Origin of the sequence: Glaciecola sp. 33A (assembly GCF_002836745.1) — a bacterium.
Taxonomy (GTDB): Bacteria; Pseudomonadota; Gammaproteobacteria; order Enterobacterales; family Alteromonadaceae; genus Glaciecola.
Window position 1 is genome coordinate 21,437 of record NZ_PJAR01000044.1, and the last position, 22,581, is coordinate 44,017.

Sequence of the window (22,581 nt, forward strand, 5' to 3'; positions counted from 1 at the left end):
TAAGTAAACTATTCCAAACCCAGAGAGCCAGGATTTACTTTTCTTTCTGGGTCTACAGCATCTTTGATTTTATTTAACAAGCTCCACAGCGGTTTTCCCCGTCCCTCAAGTGCTTCTTTGTAAGGGTAGTATTTCCCATTTTGCATATGATATCCGCCATGTTTAAACATAATGTCACGAATACCAACTCGCAGTTCCAATGCGATTGCACGCGCTTCTGGTTGTTCAGGACGATTTTTCCACTTTTCCTGATATTCTTCTTCAAGAAATTCGGCACGAAAATCACCAATTTTATCAGGCCAGTACATGGATGGCTCGATGAGAAACTCATGAGCTGAAGTACACATAAGATAAGAATACCTTATTTCATGTTTATCCATCCGTTCCTTGTTTTTAGCGTAATACTCTTCGATTTCCAGCGATACCTCTATTGCTTTTGATAAAGGGAACATTCCATGGATCGGAAACCAGCAAGCGCCGTCTGAACCTAAAATGTATTGTCTTACAGGTTGAAACGGCACGGCACGAATAAGAACAGGAATGCTTGGTGTCAATGACTTACCCTGGTATTTTCTGCAAATTTTTCTGGCAATTTTGAGTGATGCTGACGCTCCCTGTTTTGTATTGCTATCGATCGTAAGATGAATTGAGTATTTAACTCGCGCCAAAAATCCTTGTCCCCCGATGCCCACCTTTATGGCATTCCATAACCCCGCTTCCTTAATGATCTGTTTTCCAACCTCTTTTTTCTGGGATGGTGAGACCTCCATCTTGGAAAAGTTCATATTATAATAAGGGTCGAAGCCGTAACATTCTCCAGCAATTCGCTGACGAGCTATCTCTTTTTGTGCACCGAGCATATCCTCTAGCTTTTCAAAACCATAAGAAGCAAATCCTGTTGCCTTTGGAAATGGAATTAAGCGAAGCGTTGCAGTGGCTTTGAATCCCATTGAGCCGGTATCTGAGGTAAATATGCCGGTTAAATCTGGGCCAAAGTGTCTTGCAAAAGGCACTCCGTTCTGATGAGCTTCAGATCCTGTAACCAGAACGCTGCCGTCCGCCAATATAACGTGTAAACCAATGACGCTATCTGCAGCACTGCCGTATAAGCCTGACCCCATAAAAACACTATTTTGCGATAATGCCCCGCCAACAGTCGAATATAGTCCGGATAAGGGCCCATAAAATGGAGTTCTGAGGCCTAGCTTTTTAAGTGCTTCATAAATTACAGACCAGTTACAGCCGCACTCTACAGTGATATACATATCTTCTTCATTGATTTCAAGAATACGATTCATCCGACGCATATCAATAGTAATCGTGCGTTTGTGAGCAGGTGTGTAACCGAGCGAATAAGACATTCCGGCACCGCGAGGTACACAGTTAAAGCCGCCAGCTATTGCTGTCTTAACAACGGAAACTAATTCTTCACTTGAATTAGGGGCCACTGCCATTTCACATATCTCTACAGAAAGCCAGCTTAGATCGGTCGAAACTAGCGTGCGGGGCTCCTCATTAATAGAAACATTGCCATTGCCAACAATTTGTAGAAGTTCTTCAATCATAGACTCTACGCTTTCTTTTTTTAAATTAAGTTCTGTCATATACCTTCCCCCCAAGTTTAGATTTTTCTTTGTGGTTAAATAATATTAATATACTGTTAAGTATATTAATATTATTTAACATTTATTTTATACTCTGTTAACATTATCTATACCATACATATTTTATATTGTATAGCGAGTATGTGATGGCTTTGATTAATTAATTAGTTCTTGAGGTGTTTTATGGACAAATTTCAAATTGGAAATATTAGTGTAAGACGAATTGAAGAATGGCAAGGCGATTTTATGAAGCCAGTAGATTTTTTTGTTGGCTATGAAAAAGCGTTATTCGACAAATATAGTGTTGATTTTCCAGCGGATGTATATGATAAGGAAAGCGGTCTGTTTTACGCTTTTTTACAGAGCTGGCTTATCGAAATAGGTGATAAAAAAATCATTTACGATACAGGCGCAGGAAATAATAAGGAAAGACCTGGTATACCGGTATTCGGTGGCTTACAAACTGACTTTATCGAGAGACTTAAAGCTATTGGCATCGAGCCAGAAGACATCGATATTGTTATTTGTTCTCACCTCCACATTGACCATGTTGGCTGGAATACAACACTACAAGCGCAACATTGGGTACCAACGTTTCCAAATGCTCGATATCTATTTTCAGCTTCTGATATTGAATATTGGGATCCAGCAAACATCAAAAAATTTCCTGATAAAATTGGTGAAAAGGTCAACCAAGGTGTCTTTGAAGATAGTGTGCAGCCTATTATTGACGCAGGAAAGGTTGAGTCGATAACGGGCCGTTTCGAGGTTTTACCAGGAATAGTACTTGAACCCGCTCCGGGACATACCCCAGGGCACATGGTGATGAAGGTAGAATCGTGCGGCGAACATGCAATATTTGTAGGTGATATATTGCATCATCTTATCCAAATTCATTGCCCAAACTGGAACAGTATTTTTTGTGAAATGGCTGAAGATGCGCGTAATACAAGGCGAAATGTTTTGTCTTATGCAGCACAAAACAGTGCACTAATTTTTCCTGCGCACTTTGGGGGCCAGCATGCAGTGTGGGTGACTGAAAAAGACAACCGTTTTGATGTCGCCTATACCAAGCCGATATAATGTTTGATATGACGTTATGGTGTCCCCAGCTGGAATCGAACCAACATCTAAGCCTTAGGAGGGCCTCGTTTTATCCATTAAACTATGGGGACAACTTTACATTTTAATGCGCACTTAAAATGACACTTCTTAAGCGGCCCTGCTTCAAATTAAGGTCTGCAGGACGAGCGGTAGTGTGCGCGAAAATGAGAAGTAAAACAACAGTGCTTTTGATGAAGTGAGCAAATCCAACCTTATTGTCGCGCAACATAGTCATTTGCTTGAATATTCGCCAGTAAACTGCGATCGCGGCTAGTCACCGTTGCTGTTTCGGCAAATACTTGAGTGACCACAAGTGCGGTAGGGTGCAATACAAATTGCTTATACTCTTGACCAAAAGAATCCCTAATTTGTTTTACGCTAAACAGAGTTAATGTATCGCCTGCTTTCACTTTTTGATTTTTACCTAGGTTTATTTGCAACTGATTATTGGCGACCGCCAAAATTCTGCCCATCGTGGGTTCACAAACCGCAAACTCTTCTACATCTATTGCTGAGGTCTGCATGGTTTTAAGTATGGCTCGGCCATAACGACTTCGCCAAAATTGGTCTGAATTGACATCCAGTTTACGGGTCATATCAAATTCCCAAGCCTCTGACGTACGATATTGTTTAGTCATTAGTTCTTCGCCTGACGCCCCATTCAAAAGAGTTAATGTGTAAGCAAAGTTACGCACAGCGTGTTCACCTTCCCAAAATTTAAATGCATTTGCTTGATTACGTTCAACACTAATATCATCTATAGTGACGGCAATTACATATTGTACATCTGTTTTCTGAGCTAATTTACTGGCTTGAATTTGTTGGTCAGTATTGTGCCAGTTAAGCGTGTAGGGCTCGACTTCACTGAGCGTTAATGTGGTACTTATTTGCGAAAATATTTCTTGCAGCTTTAATGCTGCCGCAGCGCCTAATTTATGTATTTGTCCATCTGCTGCTTGTGAACCATAACGAATAGGGAAATAGGTTGTAGCCAATCTTTTTGTATAGTCAGCGGCTGAACATTGAGTCTCTTGTGAAAAAATATCGGCGCGAATAGACACCGTGACATAGCCATCCGAATAGACCTCGTCTATAAGTTCAAGAGTGTTAACTTCACCGCTTGAGCGAATTTCCAAATGATCATCCAATAACAAACCGTTTGTCATTTGTTGCACGCTTCTAACTGATGCGCCCGCAAAAAGTAATGCTTGCTTAATAGCCTCTTCGGTAGCCTGTTGTTTTGCAGCTGTTTTATCACCATTTAAAATAGCAGCTTGCCCTGTTGCTGAAAACCATGCTGCACTGGCTGTTTGGCCTAAGGTTAATGTGGTTAATAATAATGTGTAAGTTATACAGTGTACAAATTTCATTGGTCATTTCACTTTTTGGCTTGTATGGTGACTAATCAGTGGCGCGCATCAACAATTGGTTATTAGCACGCAGGTGCTTTCTATACACAAAGCTATACAATTTATGTGCCACACTATTCAATTTTCAGTTCTGTGAAAAATGGTGCATATTTTGCATTGATCCTTCTATCGACAAACGTTGAGTAAACGCACTGATTTATGGCCCTTAACTAGCCGCATAATCAATAAAAATATGGATAGGTAGAAAATGCCAAAGATGAAAAAAATACGCGTCACTGTAGCTTCTGTTGCAGTTATCACTTGTTTAGGCCTATCAGGCTGTAGTTCACTGTTTACTAAACATGTAGAGTGGGAAACCATTGAGCCGGCGAGTTATCCTGTGCTAACCGCCGTAGGATATGCGCCAATTTCAGCACAACTTGGCAGTGATGAGTCTACAAAAACACTAATGGCGATAAAAGCATCGAAATTAGATGCTTATCGAGAACTTGCTGAGCAGGTTTTTGGCCAAAAAGTTGACGGTGAGCAGGAGTTGGCAAACCTAATTTTAACCAACAATCAATTGAAAAGCTCAGTCGAGGGTGTAATACGCGGCGCAAGAGTGCTAAAAAGTTACCCTGTAGGTGAAGACACTTATGCAACTGAACTTGAGCTTGATATGTCTCGTGTTTTTGATATTTACCTGTCGACAGCAAAACCTAAGAAAATTAGAAAAGTGACCTATTATTAAAGCGTACTAACTAGAACAATATGCACAGTTCTAGGATAAGTTAACTTTTATTAAGCCAGCATTGTTCGCTGGCTTTTTCATGTGCAAAAAAGTCTTATTGCCCTGCAATAGCCGCAACAATAGTGATAACAAGAATAGTGATAACAAGAATTGTGATAACAAGAATAGTAGTGAGAAACAAAGAATAGTAGTGAGAAACAAAGAATAGTAGTGAGAAACAAAGACGGTAGTGGTAAATGAAAGTAGTCGTCCAATTAGGGTATTTTATTCCTTTTTTTAAGCATTGGGCATATCCGGTGATTTTGTATTACCGTTATGCAGTATATCCTTTTGACCCACTATCACCTGTAGTTTTGCCACTTCGATCATAGGTCATGGACTCGCGAGCGCGAAGTTCCATCATAAGGTTACGAAGATGCGTTAGCCGCAATTGACCTTGCTCAACCGATTTTGCGTTTATTTGAGTTAGATACTTACATTCATGAATAATTTTGTCACAACCGCCCATCGCTGCTAAGGATTCATCGATACTTTCACCGCTCGTCCTTGCCTTCTCGAACAACGAAGATATAGAGTTGTCTTGCTCTTCAATCAGGGTAAGCATTTCTTCTTTGTCTTTCAATAGGGCCATCAATTTTTCAGGCTCTCTTGAACTGATCAAGTGAAGCTCATTTTCCAACAATGCTTTCAGCGCAGCTAACTGCTCGGATTGTTTATCAATTGCACTTAATAAACTCATCATCATTTAGACCCTAAGCTCCATTCCCGAATATTTGCGATTCCAATTTGGCAATTTTCTGCGCCAATACTTCAGGATTTATTTTATAATCGCCGTTAGTGATAGCCTGCTTAAGCTTATCTACTTTTTCTTGATTTACTGGTGCCTCTACGTCCTTCTTCTGCGCCTGTGAAAGCTGTTGTGCAGATGGCGTTAAAGACACAGAGTCTTGACGCAACACAGCTGGCTGTGTCGCAACTTGTGCTGCTTTTGTATCCGTCGATTGACCCTGCGTCTGCTGTTGTGCCAGCTTTTGCCCATCAATTTGCGGTTTATTTATGTTGTTGTTTATATTGTTTATAGTCATCATTTTTTCCAGAACCAATAACACCTCGTTAATGTTATCGACTTCGTATACCTTAACTTTAGCAAGAAAGTGAAATAAAATCACATTTTCTGCAGCTTTTGCTCAAAATACCACGTCTTATTTTCATTCATAACGCCAAAGCGTCAAAATTTTATCTTTTTTTATTAAATTTGGATACTAACTTCACGCGTACTGGACACCGTTGCCGATACTATTTTTTTGGAAGAGGCGTTCTGCACTCTTATCGTGTCACCTAAGTTTCCATCCTGTTGCGCAATACCCGATACCTTTAGGCTTAAACCAACAGATACCGCCATGATAGTTACTTTATCACCTTTACAAACGAAGCAAAGCATACCGTCATTAATAATTTGGCCTGGTCTAACTCGGCGCTTAAGTCTTGCTCCCACTAAGTTTTCAGTGCTGCTGTAAGTCGATCCTCTAAGCCTGTTAGTTGGTATATCGGCAATGTATAGATTTTTTTCAGTTAAAAGTGAGCCTGGACTCATTGTTTCTGACGTAACTACCACCGGTTTCGTTTGTTCTACCTGAACCGACGTAAAAAGATACCAGTTCGTATTAGGGCAAGTTACTTTTACCGATACGTTTGATTGTTTAAGACTAGCAGTGGAGGATTCAAATTCAAATGGTGCCTTACAGGCGGGTATATGTATTCGACTATCAACTTCGGCTGCTTGAATATTTACATCAGCGCTATTGTCAATAAATGCATTTTGTTGAACATACAACGCTGCTTGATGCTGTATACTCTGATGCATAGACGCATTTGCGGTAGTCGCAAATACGAATAAAAAATAGGTCAAGCCAACGCCTAATGCTGTCGATAACGACTTACTTGTGTTTTTTTGCATTTGTCTTTTACCTATTTTTCTCTTGTTGGGATGAATAAAACTGCACAGCACAAATCGCACTGCATAGAGAGTGTCAAAAGTTCGGCGCATTTAACGCTTAAACGTGCTTCTTTAATACGCTATATTAGATAAGGCAACAATCATGCCTAAACTGAAATTGGAGGTAATGAATGTCCAGTATTATGGATTCGGTTAATCAACGAACGCAGTTAGTGGGTCAAAACCGACTGGAACTTCTGCTGTTCAGACTCAATGGTAAACAGCGCTTTGGCATCAACGTATTTAAAGTGCGTGAAGTATTACAATGCCCTCCACTAACGCAAATACCAAGACTTAACGCATTGGTTCGCGGCATTGCTCACATCCGCGGCCAAACCATCTCAATTATTGATTTGAGCCTAGCAACTGGCGGGCGTAAGATTGAAAACTTGGAAAATGGGTTTATTATCATCGCGGAATATAATCGCTCTGTACAAGGCTTTTTAGTCGGCTCAGTTGAACGCATTATCAATACTAATTGGGATGCTATTCTGCCACCACCCAAAGGAACAGGGAAAGCAAGCTACTTAACGGCAGTTACTGAAGTGGAAGATGAGCTTATCGAAATTCTCGACGTCGAAAAGATTCTAAATGAGATTTCGCCATTGAAAACTGACATTAGCGATGCCCTAGCCGCTACCTTAAATGTGAAATCAAGTGCAGGCAAAATTATTTTTATTGCCGATGATTCTTCAGTGGCAAGAAATCAAGTTAAAAAAGCGTTAACTACGTTAGGCCTGGAAATTGAAACGGCGAAAAATGGTCAAGAGGCGCTGACTCGGCTTAAAGAGCTCGCCAGTGAAACCGGCGATGTTACTGATAAAGTGGGTATTCTTGTATCGGATATTGAAATGCCAGTAATGGACGGTTATACACTAACAGCCGAAATTAAAAATAACCCTGAATTAGCGAAATTACGCGTTGTATTACATACGTCATTGAGTGGTGTATTTAATCAGGCAATGGTCAAGAAAGTGGGCGCAGATGATTTTATTGCAAAATTCCATCCAGATGAACTCGCCACTGCCGTTGAGAAATGGTTGGGTTCAGACTCAAAAGAGAAATAATGCGGCGTGAATAAACAATTATCTCCAGTTTCATATGAACGATTCGGCCATTTTTTACATTCAAAAAGTGGCATCGTATTAGGCGCAGCTAAACAGTATTTAGTGAGAAGTAGAATGGTGCCATTGATGCATCGTTTTGCCAGTACTGACATCGACAGTCTGATTCAAAAAGTCATATCGCAACAAGACCCTGTATTAACACAAGCTGCTCTTGAGGCGATGACAACTAATGAAACTTTGTGGTTTAGAGATAAATACCCTTTTGAAATCCTGCTCAGCAAGCTATTGCCGGAGCTGGCAGAAAAACAAGATAGAATAAGAGTTTGGAGCGCGGCAAGTTCCACAGGGCAAGAAGCGTATTCTATTGCTATGACGATTGCTGACTTTTCAAGGGTAAATAGAGGCGCTTTTAATCGCGGTATCGACATCATTGGTACTGACTTATCAAGCAAAGTAATAAAAATTGCGAGCGCTGGCACATATGACACGTTGTCATTGAATCGGGGCTTAACTGATGACGTTAAACGTCGCTATTTTACGTTAAACTCAGATCAGAGTATGACCATAAACGCCGATATTAGACAATGGGTTTCGTTCCGCCAGTTTAACCTGACCTCAAATTTTTCTACCCTTGGTAAATTTGATATCGTATTCTGCCGTAACGTACTCATTTATTTTGATGCGGAAAGAAAAACGGTAATACTGCAAGATATTTCCGCTTGTTTGCAGTCAGAAGGTACTTTACTACTTGGTGCATCTGAATCGTTAGGTAATGCTAGTAACAAATTTAAAATGATCACCCAGCCTGCAGGCCTCTATTATCTTAAGGTCTAGTCTTTACTCTTTGCAGTAAAACCATTTCTTTTAGTTCCACTTTCTATATTGGCACATGATTTGCTCAACACTAGCAAGTAGGTTTGTAATTGAGCAAAAACACATGGCCATTAGTTTAGACCGATTAGTTGGATTTCATCAAAAAGCATTGTCTGTTCGCAGTGACAGGATGGAAGTGATTTCTGGTAATTTGGCGAACTCAAATACCCCAGGATATAAAGCACGAGATATCGATTTTAATAAGGCGATGAAAAGTGCTCAGTATGACCAAGGAGGCTTGGTTAAAACTCATGATAAGCACCTTTCAGGTCGTTCACAAATGCAAGCAGAAATTGAATTCAGAGTACCTGATCAGGCGGATACCGGCGATGGCAATACCGTTGATGCTCAGGTTGAAAGAAATAACTTTCTAGAAAATGGTATGCGTTATCAAGCCGGCTTAATGATATTGACTGGCAAGATAAAAGGCATGAGAAAGGCACTAGGCGGGGGTCAAGGCTAATGAGCTTATTTAATATTATGAAGATAGCGAGTACTGGAATGGGCGCAGAAAGTGTCCGTTTGAACACAACGGCAAGTAATATAGCCAACGCGAACTCGGTCAGCAGTAGCTATGAAGAAACATACAAAGCACGCCACCCAGTATTTGCCGCAGCGTTAGATCAAGCTAGCTCCGATATGACTAAAGGCGCTGGTGTTAAAGTGCTCGGGATCGTCGAAAGCACCAAACCCTTGATGGTTGAATATGCTCCAGGCAATCCACTTGCTGACGCGAATGGTTATATATACAAGCCGAACGTGAATATTGTAGAGGAAATGGCAGATATGCTGTCAGCTTCCAAAGGTTACGAAACGAATGTACAAATTGCAGACACAACAAAACGTATCTTCAGACGAGTGTTGCAGTTAGGTCAAGGTCAATAGAGTTAGGTTAACGTTGTTAGTTATAGCGGAGATAATCAAGTGAATACATTAGAAAGTAAACAAACTGGTTTAAATACAGACCTCTATTGGAAGCCAGAGGCTGTAAAGGTAGCGGACGGCACAGAGCAAAGCTTAAAACAAGCAGACTTCTTTGCCCTGCTAACCGAGCAGTTGGCAAATCAAGATCCAACAAAACCAGTTAACAATGACCAGCTTGTTGCACAGATGACGTCATTTACAATGGCAGATGGTATTTCGCAGTTGAATACCAAATTTGGTGACTTTGCGGCATCAATGACATCTAGCCAAGCGTTGCAAGCATCTAGTCTGATTGGGCAAAATGTACTGGTAACCGGCAACATTGGCCATATGTCCGAGCCTGGTCAAGGTGTGACTGGCGTTATTATTAACGAGGAAACATCGCAAGATACTAAAATTGCGATTCAAAATAGCCAAGGTGAAGTTGTACGTACAATGAATATTGGCACACTTGCAGCGGGCAATGTGCAGTTTAATTGGGATGGCACAGACCAAGACGGCAATCCATTGCCGGCAGGTGACTACGCCATTCAAGTTCAAGGCGATGTGCTTGGAGAACCGACATCTTTGCCAACAGCCATAAATCGACATGTTGATAGCGTTAGTCTTACTGGCGCTGGCCAAGGTGTTATTCTTAATTTAGACGGTGACGTTAGCATTAAGCTTGATGACGTTATCCAAATCGGTAATTAACAGGAGTTTTTCCCCATGTCATTTAATATTGCACTCAGTGGTGTCTCGGCCTCTCAAAAAGACTTAGACACAACAGCTAATAATATTGCAAACGTTAATACGGTTGGTTTTAAGGAGTCTCGGGCAGAATTCGGCGACGTCTATGCTGCCTCTCTGTTAGCGTCAGGTAAAACCAAAGTAGGAGACGGTGCTTTGACGCAAGAAGTTGCGCAGCAATTTTCTCAGGGTAGTTTAAGTTTTACCAACAACTCATTAGATTTAGCCATTACGGGCAACGGATTTTTCGCCACTATCCCAGAAATTACATCGCGTGACTTTTCTTTTACTCGCGCCGGTCAATTCAAATTAGACTCGAATAATTTTGTGGTTAACTCTGCTGGTGACAACTTGCTGGGTTTCCCTGTAAACAATGATGGAACGTCTGCGTCTGTCGCGTTAAGTACAACGGTGCCTGTGCGCATTCCTGATTCATCGGGTTCACCACAGCAGACAACTGAAGTTGACGTTCGCTTTAACTTACCAGCAGGTGACCAAGCTAAAGTCGCTGCTGACTTTGATCCAACTGATCCATTAACATACAACGCGGCAACGTCGGTAACTATTTATGACTCGCTGGGCGACAGCCATGTTATGACTTACTACTTTATAAAGGACAACGATCCTGCGGTAGTCAACGAATGGTATGTTGCTACTGCAGTTGATGATCAATTGGTAGATGCAACAAACTCGGATGGCTCTGACTCTGACCCTACAACAGCCACAAATGCGGTTGGGACGAATACGGGTAATGGTGTGTCGACGGCTAAAATTTCATTTAGTGAGGGTGGTGACTTCATCGGTATTGCGTCTGCGGATGGTCTACCACAATTAAATTCTAAGTTTCAAACTGAAGCCTTAGGTGCAAATATCTTGAGTAACGGTTCTTCTCCTTTACAACAGATTACGATCGATTTTAACCTCGATCGAACCAATGCGACACCGAATGAGCCAACACAGTTTGCGTCTGCATTTGAAGTAACGTCACTTGAGCAAGATGGTTTACCAGTAGGACGACTGACCGGCATTGATATTGGTGCTGATGGTCTGGTTCGTGCCACTTTCTCCAACGGAACATCTGAGCCTATAGTGCGTGTGGCACTGGTACGCTTTTCAAATGAACAAGGCTTAACTCAGCAAAGTGGAACGCAATGGAAAGAAAGCATTCTTTCTGGTGAAGCCCTAGCAGGTGAAGCAACAACGGGCACATTTGGTGACATTAACTCGTCGGCACTCGAACAAGCCAACGTTAACTTAACCACAGAACTGATTGACATGATCATCGCTCAGCGTAACTTCCAAGCCAACTCAAGAGCGCTTGAAGTCAACAACCAGCTCAACCAGACAATCCTGAACATTCGATAAGCGCTAGACAAAACACCTAGCCGACATGACCGTCGGCTTTTTTTTGCGTGCGCGAGATATAATTATTGTTGATACACTTTAATAGTAACTAGTTCCCTCCTCAATCTGCACCGCTATGCTAACTAGACAAGCAAACCTTAAAAAATAAATTAGTGAGCATGACCTCAGATCAACCTGTAATAAGTCACAAACAAACCTTGGCATCGTCCTTGCAAACAAATTTGTATTCACATCTATTTACGTCAAAAAAGAGTCGAATACAATGGATAAAATGCTCTATATCGCTGCCAGTGGTGCCAAGCAAGACCTGCTTGCTACCGCGGTGCGCGCCAACAATTTGGCTAATGCCCAAACGAATGGCTTTAAAGCGCAGTTAGAACAAGCGCGAGCTATGCCTGCATACGGCGCTGGTTTGCCGTCTCGTGTGTTTAGCATGACCGAAAGCCCGACTAATAACTACGAAAGTGGACCGCTAATTACGACGGGTCGAGAACTTGACGTTGCTATCCAAGGCGAAGGTTGGTTTTCAGTGCAAACACCTAAGGGCGAAGAGGCTTATACGCGCAGTGGTAGTTTGACAATGACTGTCGATGGTGCGCTGCAAGACTCCAAAGGCAATTTGATTATGGGCGAAAACGGCCCCCTGTTTTTGCCGACGCCCGTGAGTAATATTACGGTCGGTAACGATGGTCGAATTACGGCTCGATTGCAAGGTGCGCCTGAAAATCAGATAGATGAAGTCGGGCGACTTAAACTCGTCAACCCGCCTATTGAAACAATGAAACAGCGCACAGACGGTTTGTTTGATCTTAAGGACGGCAGTATTGCGCCGCAAGACATTAGAGTGGGAGTGGGTTCTGGCATGGTCGAGGGCTCAAACGTAAATGCAGTAGAAGAGATGGTTAGCATGATCAGTTTGCAACGTCATTATGAAATGCAAGTCAAGTTGATGAAGAAAGCAGACCAAATGGTCACCAGCTCTAACACCTTACTCAGAATTCTTTAATAAATTAGTCAATAGGCGAAAAATGTTTCGCGGAGGTTTTTATGCACCCAGCATTATGGATAGCAAAGACAGGTTTAGATGCAGCACAAACTGATGTGTCTGTGGTTTCGAACAATTTGGCAAACGCCAGTACAATAGGCTTTAAGAAAGACCGTGCGGTTTTTGAAAGTTTACTGTATCAAAATATCAATCAACCGGGCGGTCGCTCGTCAGCGGACACCGAATTACCTTCGGGTCTAATGTTAGGCGCAGGCTCAAAAGTCGTGGCAACTCAAAAAGCACATACTCAAGGTAATTTGCTGACCACAGAAAATGCATTAGACCTGTCTATTCAGGGTCGTGGCTTTTTTGAAATTCAACAGCCTGACGGTAGCTTGGCTTATACACGTAATGGTCAATTTACCTTAAATGACCAGGGTAATATAGTGACGCCTGGAGCTGGTTTCGTGCTACAGCCTGTTATCACGCTTCCGCAAGATGCACAGCAGGTGACTATTTCGCAAGACGGTGAAGTGTCAGCGCAACTGCGTGGTCAAGCAACGCCACAAGTCTTAGGTCAGTTAAACCTTGCCGACTTTATTAACCCAGTGGGTTTGCAGCCCATCGGTCAAAACCTATACGTTGAAACCGCAGTTTCTGGCGCTCCTGTGCAAGGAGTACCTGGCTTAGAAGGGCTGGGTACATTGTCCCAAGGCACACTTGAAACCTCCAACGTGAATGTGACTGAAGAACTGGTGAATTTAATCGAAAGCCAACGTTTGTATGAGATGAACTCGAAAGTCATTTCGTCAGTCGACCAAATGCTTGGTCAAGTCATACAGCAACTTTAGGAATAAACTCATGAAATTATTTTCATCAATCGGACTCTTTATTACTGCCATTGTCAGCCTCACGGGTTGTGAGTCAACGGCGGTTAAGCCGGTTACCGCGAATGACCCATATTATGCACCGGCAGTGCCGACCATGACGCGAGATGAAATAGTTGAAGATGGCAGCTTATTCAATAAAGCCATGGCAAATAGTTTGTATTCAGACGTCAAAGCGCGTCGTGTTGGCGACATTATTACCGTGCGATTAAGTGAGAACACTAATGCCTCAAAGTCAGCTGGAACAACAACGAGTAAAGAATCGACGGTTGATATAAATCCGATCATTGGTTTAGGTGGCAACGTCATCAACATAGGGAAAGATAGTATCCAATTGGGCGTCGATTCTAGCAGTGACTTTTCAGGTGATGCTCAAGCGAATCAGAGCAACAGTCTTACGGGTAATATTTCGGTGACAGTGGTTGAAGTGCTACCTAATCAAAACTTGATTATTCGTGGTGAAAAGTGGTTAACCCTTAATAATGGTGATGAATACATTCGCCTCACTGGTGTTATTCGTGCTGCTGATATATCGCCTAGTAACCAAATCCAGTCAACCAAAATTGCTAATGCTCGCATTCAGTATAGCGCAAAAGGCTCATTCTCTCAGTCTCAAGAAAAAGGCTGGTTAACTAAATTTTTCTCTTCAACGTGGTGGCCACTCTAGGATTTTATGATGAAGTTATTGTCTGTTTATGTATCTGTTATTATCATACTAAGTCTGTTGTTGACGCCATTTAAATTGCAGGCTCAACGGATTAAGGATTTAGCAACCATTCAAGGCGTTCGCGCTAACCAACTGGTTGGCTATGGTCTGGTTGTGGGTCTCCCGGGAACGGGCGAAACGAGCCCTTTCACGGAACAAAGTTTTAGGACCATGTTAGCGAGCTTTGGTATTTCACTTGATGCGAATGTGAAGCCTAAAATCAAAAACGTAGCGGCTGTAGTCGTGCATGCAACCCTACCTGCATTTACAAAGCCCGGACAAACGATCGATGTGACCGTGTCCTCAGTTGGTGAAGCGTCTAGTTTGAATGGTGGCACTTTATTACGCACTTTTTTACGCGGCATCGATGGCGAAATTTATTCCGTGGCTCAAGGTAGTTTAGTCGTCAGTGGGTTTGGGGCACAAGGCAATGACGGTTCAAGGATCGTGTCTAATACACCCACCGTAGGTCGTATCGCAAACGGTGCGATTGTTGAAAGAGCTATCCCTTCTGGATTAATGCAAAATGATTACCTTACACTCAATTTAAACACGCCTGATTTCAGCACCGCGCAAGCATTAGCTGACGTTATTAATAGTCGCTTAGGTGCGGACGCGTCAAGCGGCACAGCTATCGCACAGCCAATGGATGCGGCATCGGTAAAAGTCATGGCTCCGCGTGATCGCAGTCAGCGAGTTGGTTTTTTAGCCACAATTGAAAATTTTGAGTTTCAACCGGCAGCTGCGCCAGCAAGAGTCGTGATTAACAGCCGAACAGGCACCATCGTTATTGGTCAAGACGTTAGGCTTCTGCCTGCTGCGATTACGCACGGTGGTCTGACGGTGACTATCTCTGAAAACATACAAGTCAACCAGCCTAATGCACTGGCAAATGGTAATACGGTCATTACCCCACGATCCATTGTTGATGTGCAACTTGATGATAGTCGTATGTTTTTGTTTGACCCCGGCGTTAGCTTGGAAGAATTGGTGCGCGCAGTTAACGAAATTGGTGCTGCACCAGGTGACTTAATGGCAATACTTGAAGCGCTCCGACAAGCGGGTGCGTTGCAAGGTGAATTGGTGATCATCTAATGGACTTAAGCTCTATAACCAAGACTAAACTAGAGATGTCGCGCAACTATCACGACATGGGTAGTGTTAACAAATTGCGAGAAGCAGCTCAATCCGGCGATAAAGGCGCTTTGGAAGAGGCTGCCAAGCAATTTGAGGCGATATTCGTTCAAATGATGTTGAAGTCTATGCGTAAAGCACAAGATGCGCTTGCAGATAAAGACAGCCCTTTTAGCACGGAACAAGTTAAATTTTATCGTGAAATGCATGATAAACAAATCGCAACGGACTTAAGTGCGAATGGCAGTATAGGGCTTGCAGAAGTTATTATGCAACAGATGAATCCGGGTAACGGGGTTATGCCGGCAGGCGTGGTTCGTGCAGACGGCGATTTATCGGTGCTGAATAGGCACAATGTTGCCGCAATTCAAAATGCACAAAACAGAGTCATGGGAAATAACAACGACAATGTCTCCCAAGGCGCATTCAAATCTGCTGCATTTGCCTCTCCAAAAGAATTTGTAGACGCCTTATACCCGCACGCGATTGAGGCAGCCAAAGCGCTCAATTTGGATCCTAAGGCGATGATTGCACAAGCAGCGGTTGAAACCGGATGGGGTAAAAGCCTGATCCATAAAAATGACGGTGAAAACAGTCACAACTTGTTTGGTATTAAAGCGGATAAACGTTGGGACGGAGAAAAAGCCACGGTTGATACCTTGGAGTTCGTTAACAACGTACCAGAAAAACAGCAGGCATCGTTTAGAAGTTACGGCTCGTTTACACACTCTATGGAGGATTATGTAGACTTCATTAAGTCAAATCCTCGTTACGAACAAGCGATCCAAAAAACCGAAACACCAAAAGACTATTTTAACGCACTGCAGGATGCCGGCTATGCAACCGATCCACACTATGCGGAAAAAGTTATGTCGGTATTCAATGGCAATGTGTTAGATGAGTTAATACCATGATCAAAACAGCAGACTTATTTTCAATTGCTAAAACGGGGGTTAATGCAAGTAGTCGCTTGTTAAACACCACCAGTAATAATATTGCTAATATCAATACCGAAGGTTATGTCCGCGAACGCACAGAATTTAAAACCATGTCAACTGGCGGTGTTAATCAAGGTTTTACTGATCGCGTATTAAGCCAGTTCGCCATGAATCAGTTGCGTCGAGACACTACCAGTGTGGGTGAAGCTCAGGCATTTTTTGACGGTGCACGAAGCCTGGATAATGCGCTAGCAAGTGAAGCCAACTCGGTTTCTGGTGCGATTACGAGATTTTTCGCGTCAATTCAAACCGCAGCAGATGACCCGACCAATATTACCTCTCGTAGTTCTGTGTTGGGCCAAGCACAAGGTTTAGTTAATCGGGTTAATACCCTTGGCGATTTTATCTCGGTAAAAGAGAGTGAAGTTGAGCAGCAGATTAAAGACAGCGTAAATACATCAAACGCGTTGATAAAACAAATTGGTAACTTAAACAAAGCGATTCAAATTGTGGGTAACTCGAGTGATGTTGATACACCATCAGCATTAATGAACGAGAGAGACTTAGCGATCCGTAAATTGGCTGAATACATGTCAGTTGAAACACGTCCAAGCCCAAATAGTGATTTAGGTTTAGTGGTAAATTTAACCTCTGGTGAGTCGTTAGTACTAGCCGACGGTACGTTTAACTTATTAGCGATTGGCGGTGAGCCTGATTTTACCAATTCCCAACTCAGATTGTCGACAAACTACGCACCACCAAAAAATAACACCACGTTGAATGTTCAAGAACAGAAACTAGGTGGCGCCTTAGGTGGCTTGTTTAGATATCGTGAAGAAATTTTAGAACCTGCACAACGTGATTTAGGGAAATTGTCAGTTGCGCTAGCAGACTCGTTCAATACTCAAAATCGACAAGGTATGGATCTTGATCAGCAATTGGGCGGTGATATTTTTAAAATCCCTGAATTTAGAGGTATTAATTACCCCGATAACGCTGATTTAAGTTTGGGTATTAAAGGGCGCTTTACACCCGGTGCAAGCGCAGAGATAACAAATACAGACTATCGAGTTGAAGTGCTGAGCAGTCCATCCGGCTCACCACCAACATTCGATTTACAAGTGTCGGCGCTCAATTCTGACGGCACGGCTCAGCTCGATGAAAGCGGTAATCCAATTATACAAACAACCACCGTTACCGCTGAGCAGGGAACTTATAATAAAGTTATGGGTGGTATTGAAATTGAATTTTCTAGCGGTGCAGGTTATGCAGTCGGCGATGAATTTTTGTTTCAACCGTTGCGAACGGCAGCAAATGATCTAGAACTGACCACCACTAGAGGTGAAGATTTAGCTTTCGCCAAGCCGTTGAGAGTTGACACTAATGCAGCGAATTTAGGTGATGCCACCATTCGTGCTGTCACGGTTAGCAATACCAATATTGATAATACGTTGTCCAATTTGCAAGCGTCTGGGTTTAATGGTTCGGGTAATATTCAAAGTGCATCAGAATTACCCACAAGCGTTGGCGCTCCAGCCTCTGTTTTGTTTACGAGTGCTTCAGAATTTCAAGTACTGGATAACGCAGTGCCACCGAATATCATTTCTACGGTGACCGGGGTAACTGATTTAAATAATTTATTGCAGCAAGCAAAAGACAATGGCGCAGCGCCACCTTGGCCTGCTGATTTTGCTGCGTTGGATGATTATCCCGGTTACGATTTTAGCTTGGAAGGTATTCCCAAAGCGGGTGATTCTTTTGACATTAGTTTTAATACTAACGGCATAGCTGATAACAGAAATGCAGTTGATCTTGCTGGTTTACAGCAAGAAGATGCTGTACGACAAAGCATTGGTAGTAGTGGCAACAAGGCCACCTTCAATGAAGCATATGCCAACCTTGTTGGCAGTATTGGTGCGTTAACTGCGAATGGCCAAGTTGAATTAGAGGCGTCCAAAGTCTTGAAAACACAGTCTTCAGATTGGTTTGAATCTACTTCTGGGGTGAGCTTAGATGAAGAGGCTGCGAATCTTATTCAGTTTCAACAATCATATGCAGCAGCAGCCAGAATATTGAGTACAGCACAAGAGTTGTTCGACACCATATTGAATGCAGTAAGGTAATAAATTATGCGCATAACAACAAATTTAATTTACAATCAAAACTTAAGAAGTATTGATACAAACCAAGGTAATTTGGTTGATATTCAGCAACAGTTGGCGACCGGTAAAAAATTACTACGCCCCAGTGATGATCCAGTGGGTGCAGCTCAAGTTATTCGCTTGACCGAAGAGTTGGACAAAATCACCCAATACCAACGTAACAATGACTTAACCTCAAGTGCACTTGAACAGCAAGAAACGGCGCTTCGTAGTATTAAAGATGTGGTCAATAGAGCACGCGTGCTTACTGTACAATCGGGAAATGGTATTTTAGCGGGACAAGATAGAAAAGCCATTGGTGCTGAAATTGAACAAATTCGTGATCAAGTTTTAGACTTAATGAATACCCGTAACGCCAGCGGTGACTATGTTTTCTCTGGTTATCAATCATCAAATCAAGCCTTTGAATTTAACCCCAGTGCGAGCGGCGATAGAGTCTCGTTTTTAGGTGATGATGGTGAAAACCAAATACAAATTTCAGATAGCGTCACACTGCAAAGTACCTCGTCGGGTAAGTCTATTTTCCAAGAAGTATTTGCACGCTTCAACTTTGAGGTTACTGCGCAAAGTGCAGGCGTCTCAGTTGAAACAGCAAAAATAGATGAGCAAGGCACGTTTGATAATTTCCATAAGCAGAATTTTGATCCTGTCAATACACCGAATAATCAATATCGTTTCGACGTGTTGGCGGGTGATCAGGTCTCAGTCACCAACGTTGGGAACGGGAATGTTGTGTCTACCCAACCATTTCAGTCAGGGCAACCAGTGCGCTTTGCCGGCATGGAATTTAATTTCAACGGCAGTACCGGTGATTCTCTAGAAATTAGTTTAAACAGACCGCAAAAGAAAAATCTAGCGGAAACGCTAAACGACATGTTCATTGCACTTACGTCTGATTCAATAGCTGAATCGGATTTTGTAAATGCAATAGACAACACGCTAGTGGGTTTAGATAACGGCTTGGAAAAAATGTCGTTTGAAGTGTCGTCTATTGGTGCGCGATTGAATATTGCTCAGTCGATTAAGGAAGCCAATTTAGACAGCGAACTTTCGCTGCAGTCCGCCCGTTCCAGCATTCAAGATGTCGATTTTGCAAAGGCTTCTACTGAGTTTGCAAAGCAAGAAACAGCGCTTGAAGCCGCGTTTAAATCATTCCCCAGAGTCGTCAATTTGTCACTGTTTAATTATATTAACTAGCGTATCCAGGATTAACACGATCCAATTTACGTAATATACCAGGCCAAGCTAACGAGCCGCCAGCAGAGCGTGTTACTTGTTTAGCTTGCGCTTGTATTCCCGCCAGAATTTGATCAGAAATTTTAATCATAGCTTGTCCCGTTGCTTGTGCTTTTAATTGGATCTCACATGCACGCTGTAGCAAAAACATCGCGGTAAATGCTTCGGCAACCGACGAGCCACAAGTAAGCAAACCATGATTGCGCAAAATCATAAACGAAGTATCAGCTAAATCGGCAACCAGACGTACTTTTTCCTCAGGATTTAACGCAACCCCCTCATATTCATGATAAGAGAGTGACGATAACGCAAAGAGTGATTGTTGACTGTAAGCTTGCAGTCCATTTTTGAGTGTCGATACAGCGATACCTTCGATAGTATGTAGGTGCATTACACATTTTGCATCATCGCGAGACTCATGCACGGCGCTATGAATAATGAAGCCTGCGGGATTAGTTTCATACTCTGATTGCATGACCTTTTCGCCATTAATATCAACTTTTACGAGGCTCGATGCGGTTACTTCGTCAAACATCATGCCGTAAGGATTAATTAAAAAGTGATGTTCAGGGCCAGGGACTCGAACGGAAATATGTGTAAAAACTAAATCATCCCAACCGTAATAAGCCACGATCCTGTATGCCGCCGCTAAGTCGACGCGAGCTTGCCATTCTTCTGCACTTACGTTTTGTTGCACTGAACTCATGATTTAACGCCTTTTAGTGTCATTCTTATTACTAATAGCTTAACGTATATAGAAGAATTGAACTGTCGCCTATTTGACAATTGGAGCTATATCATGCGATCACAAAGTTACTATCAACAACTCGCCAATAACCCTTGGTTTGCCAATTTACCTGGGGTGGTTATTGATAAACTGGTACTACTTTGCAAAGTTAAAAGCGTAAAAAAAGGTGAGCAATTACTTGCTAAAAATGCGCCTGCAGACGGATTGTTTTGCGTATTAAGTGGCAAAATTAAGGTAAGCAACGTGAGTCAAAATGGTAAAGAACTAGTACTGACCTGGCTTTCGCCGGGAACGTGGTTTGGTGAAATTTCATTATTTGATGGTTTGCCTAGAACGCATGATTCGTTTGCACAAACAGAATCAACCTTGCTGATGCTACCCTCGGCGGCTTTCCAGCAATTGTTAATTGAGCATCCAGAATTATACCCTCACTTTATTCGTCAACTATGCCAACGTATTCGCACATTATTTTCGTTATTAGATGAAACCACTGGATTAGGGCTCAAAGAAAGACTAGCTAAACGCTTAATTATGCTATCAAACAACTGGGTTGGAATGGCTAACAGCCAAATTAATGACGTTGCCATTGAGCAGAATAGAGCGATATCGTTTGATACCTTGCCGAATCAGGCTGAATCTTACCAAGAAGAGGTCATGATTTCGCAAGAGTCGCTGGCGAGTATGTTGAATGTTTCTAGGCAGACAATTAATAAGCTATTGCAGGAAATGAAAAATGAACAGTTGATTGATCTTCGGTATGGAAGGATCGCGCTGAGTAATCCGCGTGGTTTGCAACAGTTAGGGGAGCTTTGAAAACCTAACTATCTGCATCCGATGGTTGCTTATCATTTGCTAGGTAAGCTACATAAACCTGAGTCTTTCCTATTTCAGGTGTTGAATAGTAACTGATCCATAGTCCGATTTCGTTGAGCCCTTTTCTGTCAATGACCACACCAGGATAGCCATTATCGTCAGCGCTAGGCAGTGGCAGTAAAAATGTAAGTTGCTGAGTTTGTTTGTTTAATGTAAACAGACCCGTTTTCAATTCCCCATTACTATAATCTTGTTTTTCTTTACCACTACCAAAGTACTGAATAGTATGTTTTTGCTGCTGCGTTGGTGACGTCAATTCAGTATGCTGATATCGAGCCGCAATCACAAAGTTAGTTGCATTAAATGACATTAAGCGCGGACTAGCCAAATACAAAGGTAAATCTTGCCATTGCCAATGCATAAATGGGGCAACACTGGTGCCTAATTGTGTTGAATAGGTGTCGGCGTCTCTTCGAACTATGGCAATAGCGCGCGTTCCGGCTTGCTCGTCGACAAAATACAAATCACTTTCATTCGGGTAACCAAGGTCATGTTCAGCTTTTGATAACACAGGATTAGGATATGCTTTGAGTGTACTTAGGTCTGCGCCGGTATATAAATGTAAGCTCTCTGTTTTAGGTTCGTAAGCCAAGCTAAATATGCGTTGTTTGTGCCAACTTAAACGCCAACACCAATGAAGCGGTTTTCCAAAAAAACCTTGGTGCTGCCAATGCAGATCATCGCCGCAATACCAATAGGTGTTTTGGCCACTCTTTTTTTCATTACCTAATTCGTCTAACTCTGTTTTACCTGCGAAAGCGGCAAGCAATAGCTTATTATTTTCTAAAATATATATTTTAGGATCGCGTAAATCACTGTTTTTTAGTTTGAATTCATCTTGCGAAATTAATTTACCTTGCAGGCTAAGACGTTGTAAAACAACTTTTCCGTCATTGCTGTGGTGGTCTGTAGCACGACGAAAACATAAAAGCAGATGATTATCTAAACGACTTAAGTCAGTGAAAGCATCGTGATACTTTTTATTAGATATTTTTTTTAGCCAATTTATATTCATTTTAAATACTCTTATATCATTGTTTTTATGTGCTATTTATTGTTGTTGTTGTTGTTTTTGACTTTAGGGGCGGCAATTATTTGCCGCAAACATAGAAAAAAAGCATCTTTTAGCTAAAGAGAATTAAACGTTTGT

Annotated in this window: 23 protein-coding genes and 1 tRNA gene; 16 read left to right on the forward strand and 8 right to left on the reverse strand. The window is 42.2% G+C overall.

The features are described from left to right. Positions 1-8: 8 nt before the first annotated feature. Entirely contained in the window at positions 9-1,604 is a 1,596-nt protein-coding gene (locus tag CXF81_RS16125; RefSeq protein WP_101182371.1) for an FAD-binding oxidoreductase, read from the reverse strand. Positions 1,605-1,787: 183 nt separating this feature from the next. On the opposite strand from CXF81_RS16125, the gene CXF81_RS16130 reads away from it, so the two are divergent. Then, positions 1,788-2,687, forward strand: coding sequence for an MBL fold metallo-hydrolase (locus CXF81_RS16130; RefSeq protein ID WP_101182372.1), 900 nt, complete (start codon positions 1,788-1,790; stop codon positions 2,685-2,687). 17 nt (positions 2,688-2,704) lie between these two features. On the opposite strand, the gene CXF81_RS16135 is transcribed toward CXF81_RS16130, so the two are convergent. Together CXF81_RS16135 and CXF81_RS16140 are read right to left on the reverse strand one after the other, a co-directional pair. Continuing rightward, a tRNA-Arg gene (locus CXF81_RS16135) sits at positions 2,705-2,779 on the reverse strand. A 141-nt stretch (positions 2,780-2,920) separates the two neighbouring features. Continuing rightward, positions 2,921-4,078 (reverse strand): flagellar assembly protein FlgT, encoded by a 1,158-nt coding sequence (locus tag CXF81_RS16140; RefSeq protein WP_101182373.1) that lies wholly within the window; start codon positions 4,076-4,078, stop codon positions 2,921-2,923. Between the two features lie 256 nt (positions 4,079-4,334). Here CXF81_RS16140 and CXF81_RS16145 point away from each other — a divergent pair, with 256 nt between their 5' ends. Beyond that, complete coding sequence (locus CXF81_RS16145; RefSeq protein WP_101183090.1) at positions 4,335-4,808, forward strand: LPP20 family lipoprotein; 474 nt, start codon at positions 4,335-4,337, stop codon at positions 4,806-4,808. A gap of 313 nt (positions 4,809-5,121) precedes the next feature. Here CXF81_RS16145 and flgN read toward each other — a convergent pair whose 3' ends face one another. The 3 genes from flgN to flgA all read right to left on the reverse strand — a co-directional run bounded on the left by flgN (position 5,122) and on the right by flgA (position 6,765). Beyond that, positions 5,122-5,553 carry a flagellar export chaperone FlgN gene (flgN, locus tag CXF81_RS16150; protein ID WP_101182374.1) on the reverse strand — a complete coding sequence of 144 codons (432 nt, stop codon included), beginning with the start codon at positions 5,551-5,553 and terminating at the stop codon, positions 5,122-5,124. Positions 5,554-5,560: 7 nt separating this feature from the next. Further along, entirely contained in the window at positions 5,561-5,893 is a 333-nt protein-coding gene (gene flgM / locus CXF81_RS16155) for a flagellar biosynthesis anti-sigma factor FlgM (protein ID WP_101183091.1), read from the reverse strand. Between the two features lie 164 nt (positions 5,894-6,057). Continuing rightward, positions 6,058-6,765 carry a flagellar basal body P-ring formation chaperone FlgA gene (gene flgA, locus CXF81_RS16160; RefSeq protein ID WP_101183092.1) on the reverse strand — a complete coding sequence of 236 codons (708 nt, stop codon included), beginning with the start codon at positions 6,763-6,765 and terminating at the stop codon, positions 6,058-6,060. A gap of 170 nt (positions 6,766-6,935) precedes the next feature. Between flgA and CXF81_RS16165 the strand changes: the two genes are divergently transcribed. The 13 genes from CXF81_RS16165 (at position 6,936) to flgL (ending at position 19,771) form a co-directional block, all read left to right on the forward strand. Next, on the forward strand, positions 6,936-7,871 hold the full coding sequence (locus tag CXF81_RS16165; RefSeq protein ID WP_101182375.1) for a chemotaxis protein CheV: 936 nt from the start codon (positions 6,936-6,938) through the stop codon (positions 7,869-7,871). Between the two features lie 6 nt (positions 7,872-7,877). Continuing rightward, complete coding sequence (locus tag CXF81_RS16170; RefSeq protein ID WP_101182376.1) at positions 7,878-8,705, forward strand: protein-glutamate O-methyltransferase CheR; 828 nt, start codon at positions 7,878-7,880, stop codon at positions 8,703-8,705. 103 nt (positions 8,706-8,808) lie between these two features. After that, complete coding sequence (flgB, locus tag CXF81_RS16175; RefSeq protein ID WP_101182377.1) at positions 8,809-9,207, forward strand: flagellar basal body rod protein FlgB; 399 nt, start codon at positions 8,809-8,811, stop codon at positions 9,205-9,207. Then, positions 9,207-9,629: a flagellar basal body rod protein FlgC gene (gene flgC, locus CXF81_RS16180; RefSeq protein ID WP_026843596.1), complete on the forward strand. Its 423-nt coding sequence runs from the start codon at positions 9,207-9,209 to the stop codon at positions 9,627-9,629. The genes flgB and flgC overlap by 1 nt, the downstream gene beginning before the upstream one ends. 39 nt (positions 9,630-9,668) lie before the next feature. Further along, entirely contained in the window at positions 9,669-10,361 is a 693-nt protein-coding gene (locus tag CXF81_RS16185; protein ID WP_101182378.1) for a flagellar hook assembly protein FlgD, read from the forward strand. A 15-nt stretch (positions 10,362-10,376) separates the two neighbouring features. Continuing rightward, the gene (flgE, locus tag CXF81_RS16190; protein WP_101182379.1) at positions 10,377-11,762 is read left to right on the forward strand and encodes a flagellar hook protein FlgE; all 1,386 of its coding nucleotides are present in this window, start codon (positions 10,377-10,379) and stop codon (positions 11,760-11,762) included. Between the two features lie 262 nt (positions 11,763-12,024). Continuing rightward, positions 12,025-12,768 carry a flagellar basal-body rod protein FlgF gene (flgF, locus tag CXF81_RS16195; RefSeq protein ID WP_101182380.1) on the forward strand — a complete coding sequence of 248 codons (744 nt, stop codon included), beginning with the start codon at positions 12,025-12,027 and terminating at the stop codon, positions 12,766-12,768. A 41-nt stretch (positions 12,769-12,809) separates the two neighbouring features. After that, positions 12,810-13,598, forward strand: a complete 789-nt coding sequence (gene flgG, locus CXF81_RS16200) for a flagellar basal-body rod protein FlgG (protein ID WP_006008518.1) — start codon at positions 12,810-12,812, stop codon at positions 13,596-13,598. Positions 13,599-13,608: 10 nt separating this feature from the next. Beyond that, entirely contained in the window at positions 13,609-14,301 is a 693-nt protein-coding gene (gene flgH / locus CXF81_RS16205) for a flagellar basal body L-ring protein FlgH (protein WP_101182381.1), read from the forward strand. A gap of 9 nt (positions 14,302-14,310) precedes the next feature. Then, positions 14,311-15,435 (forward strand): flagellar basal body P-ring protein FlgI, encoded by a 1,125-nt coding sequence (locus tag CXF81_RS16210; protein WP_101182382.1) that lies wholly within the window; start codon positions 14,311-14,313, stop codon positions 15,433-15,435. Then, positions 15,435-16,388, forward strand: coding sequence for a flagellar assembly peptidoglycan hydrolase FlgJ (gene flgJ / locus CXF81_RS16215; protein WP_101182383.1), 954 nt, complete (start codon positions 15,435-15,437; stop codon positions 16,386-16,388). The genes CXF81_RS16210 and flgJ overlap by 1 nt, the downstream gene beginning before the upstream one ends. Then, on the forward strand, positions 16,385-18,535 hold the full coding sequence (gene flgK, locus CXF81_RS16220) for a flagellar hook-associated protein FlgK (RefSeq protein WP_101182384.1): 2,151 nt from the start codon (positions 16,385-16,387) through the stop codon (positions 18,533-18,535). Before flgJ ends, flgK begins: the two co-directional genes overlap by 4 nt. Before the next feature lie 6 nt (positions 18,536-18,541). Then, on the forward strand, positions 18,542-19,771 hold the full coding sequence (flgL, locus tag CXF81_RS16225; protein WP_101182385.1) for a flagellar hook-associated protein FlgL: 1,230 nt from the start codon (positions 18,542-18,544) through the stop codon (positions 19,769-19,771). Here flgL and CXF81_RS16230 read toward each other — a convergent pair. Continuing rightward, positions 19,764-20,516, reverse strand: a complete 753-nt coding sequence (locus CXF81_RS16230) for a class II aldolase/adducin family protein (RefSeq protein ID WP_101182386.1) — start codon at positions 20,514-20,516, stop codon at positions 19,764-19,766. The two genes, flgL and CXF81_RS16230, sit on opposite strands and share 8 nt — an antisense overlap. 93 nt (positions 20,517-20,609) lie before the next feature. Here CXF81_RS16230 and CXF81_RS16235 point away from each other — a divergent pair, with 93 nt between their 5' ends. Continuing rightward, positions 20,610-21,371, forward strand: a complete 762-nt coding sequence (locus CXF81_RS16235) for a Crp/Fnr family transcriptional regulator (RefSeq protein WP_101182387.1) — start codon at positions 20,610-20,612, stop codon at positions 21,369-21,371. 4 nt (positions 21,372-21,375) lie between these two features. Here CXF81_RS16235 and CXF81_RS16240 read toward each other — a convergent pair whose 3' ends face one another. Further along, positions 21,376-22,446, reverse strand: coding sequence for a hypothetical protein (locus tag CXF81_RS16240; RefSeq protein ID WP_101182388.1), 1,071 nt, complete (start codon positions 22,444-22,446; stop codon positions 21,376-21,378). Positions 22,447-22,581 lie beyond the last annotated feature (135 nt).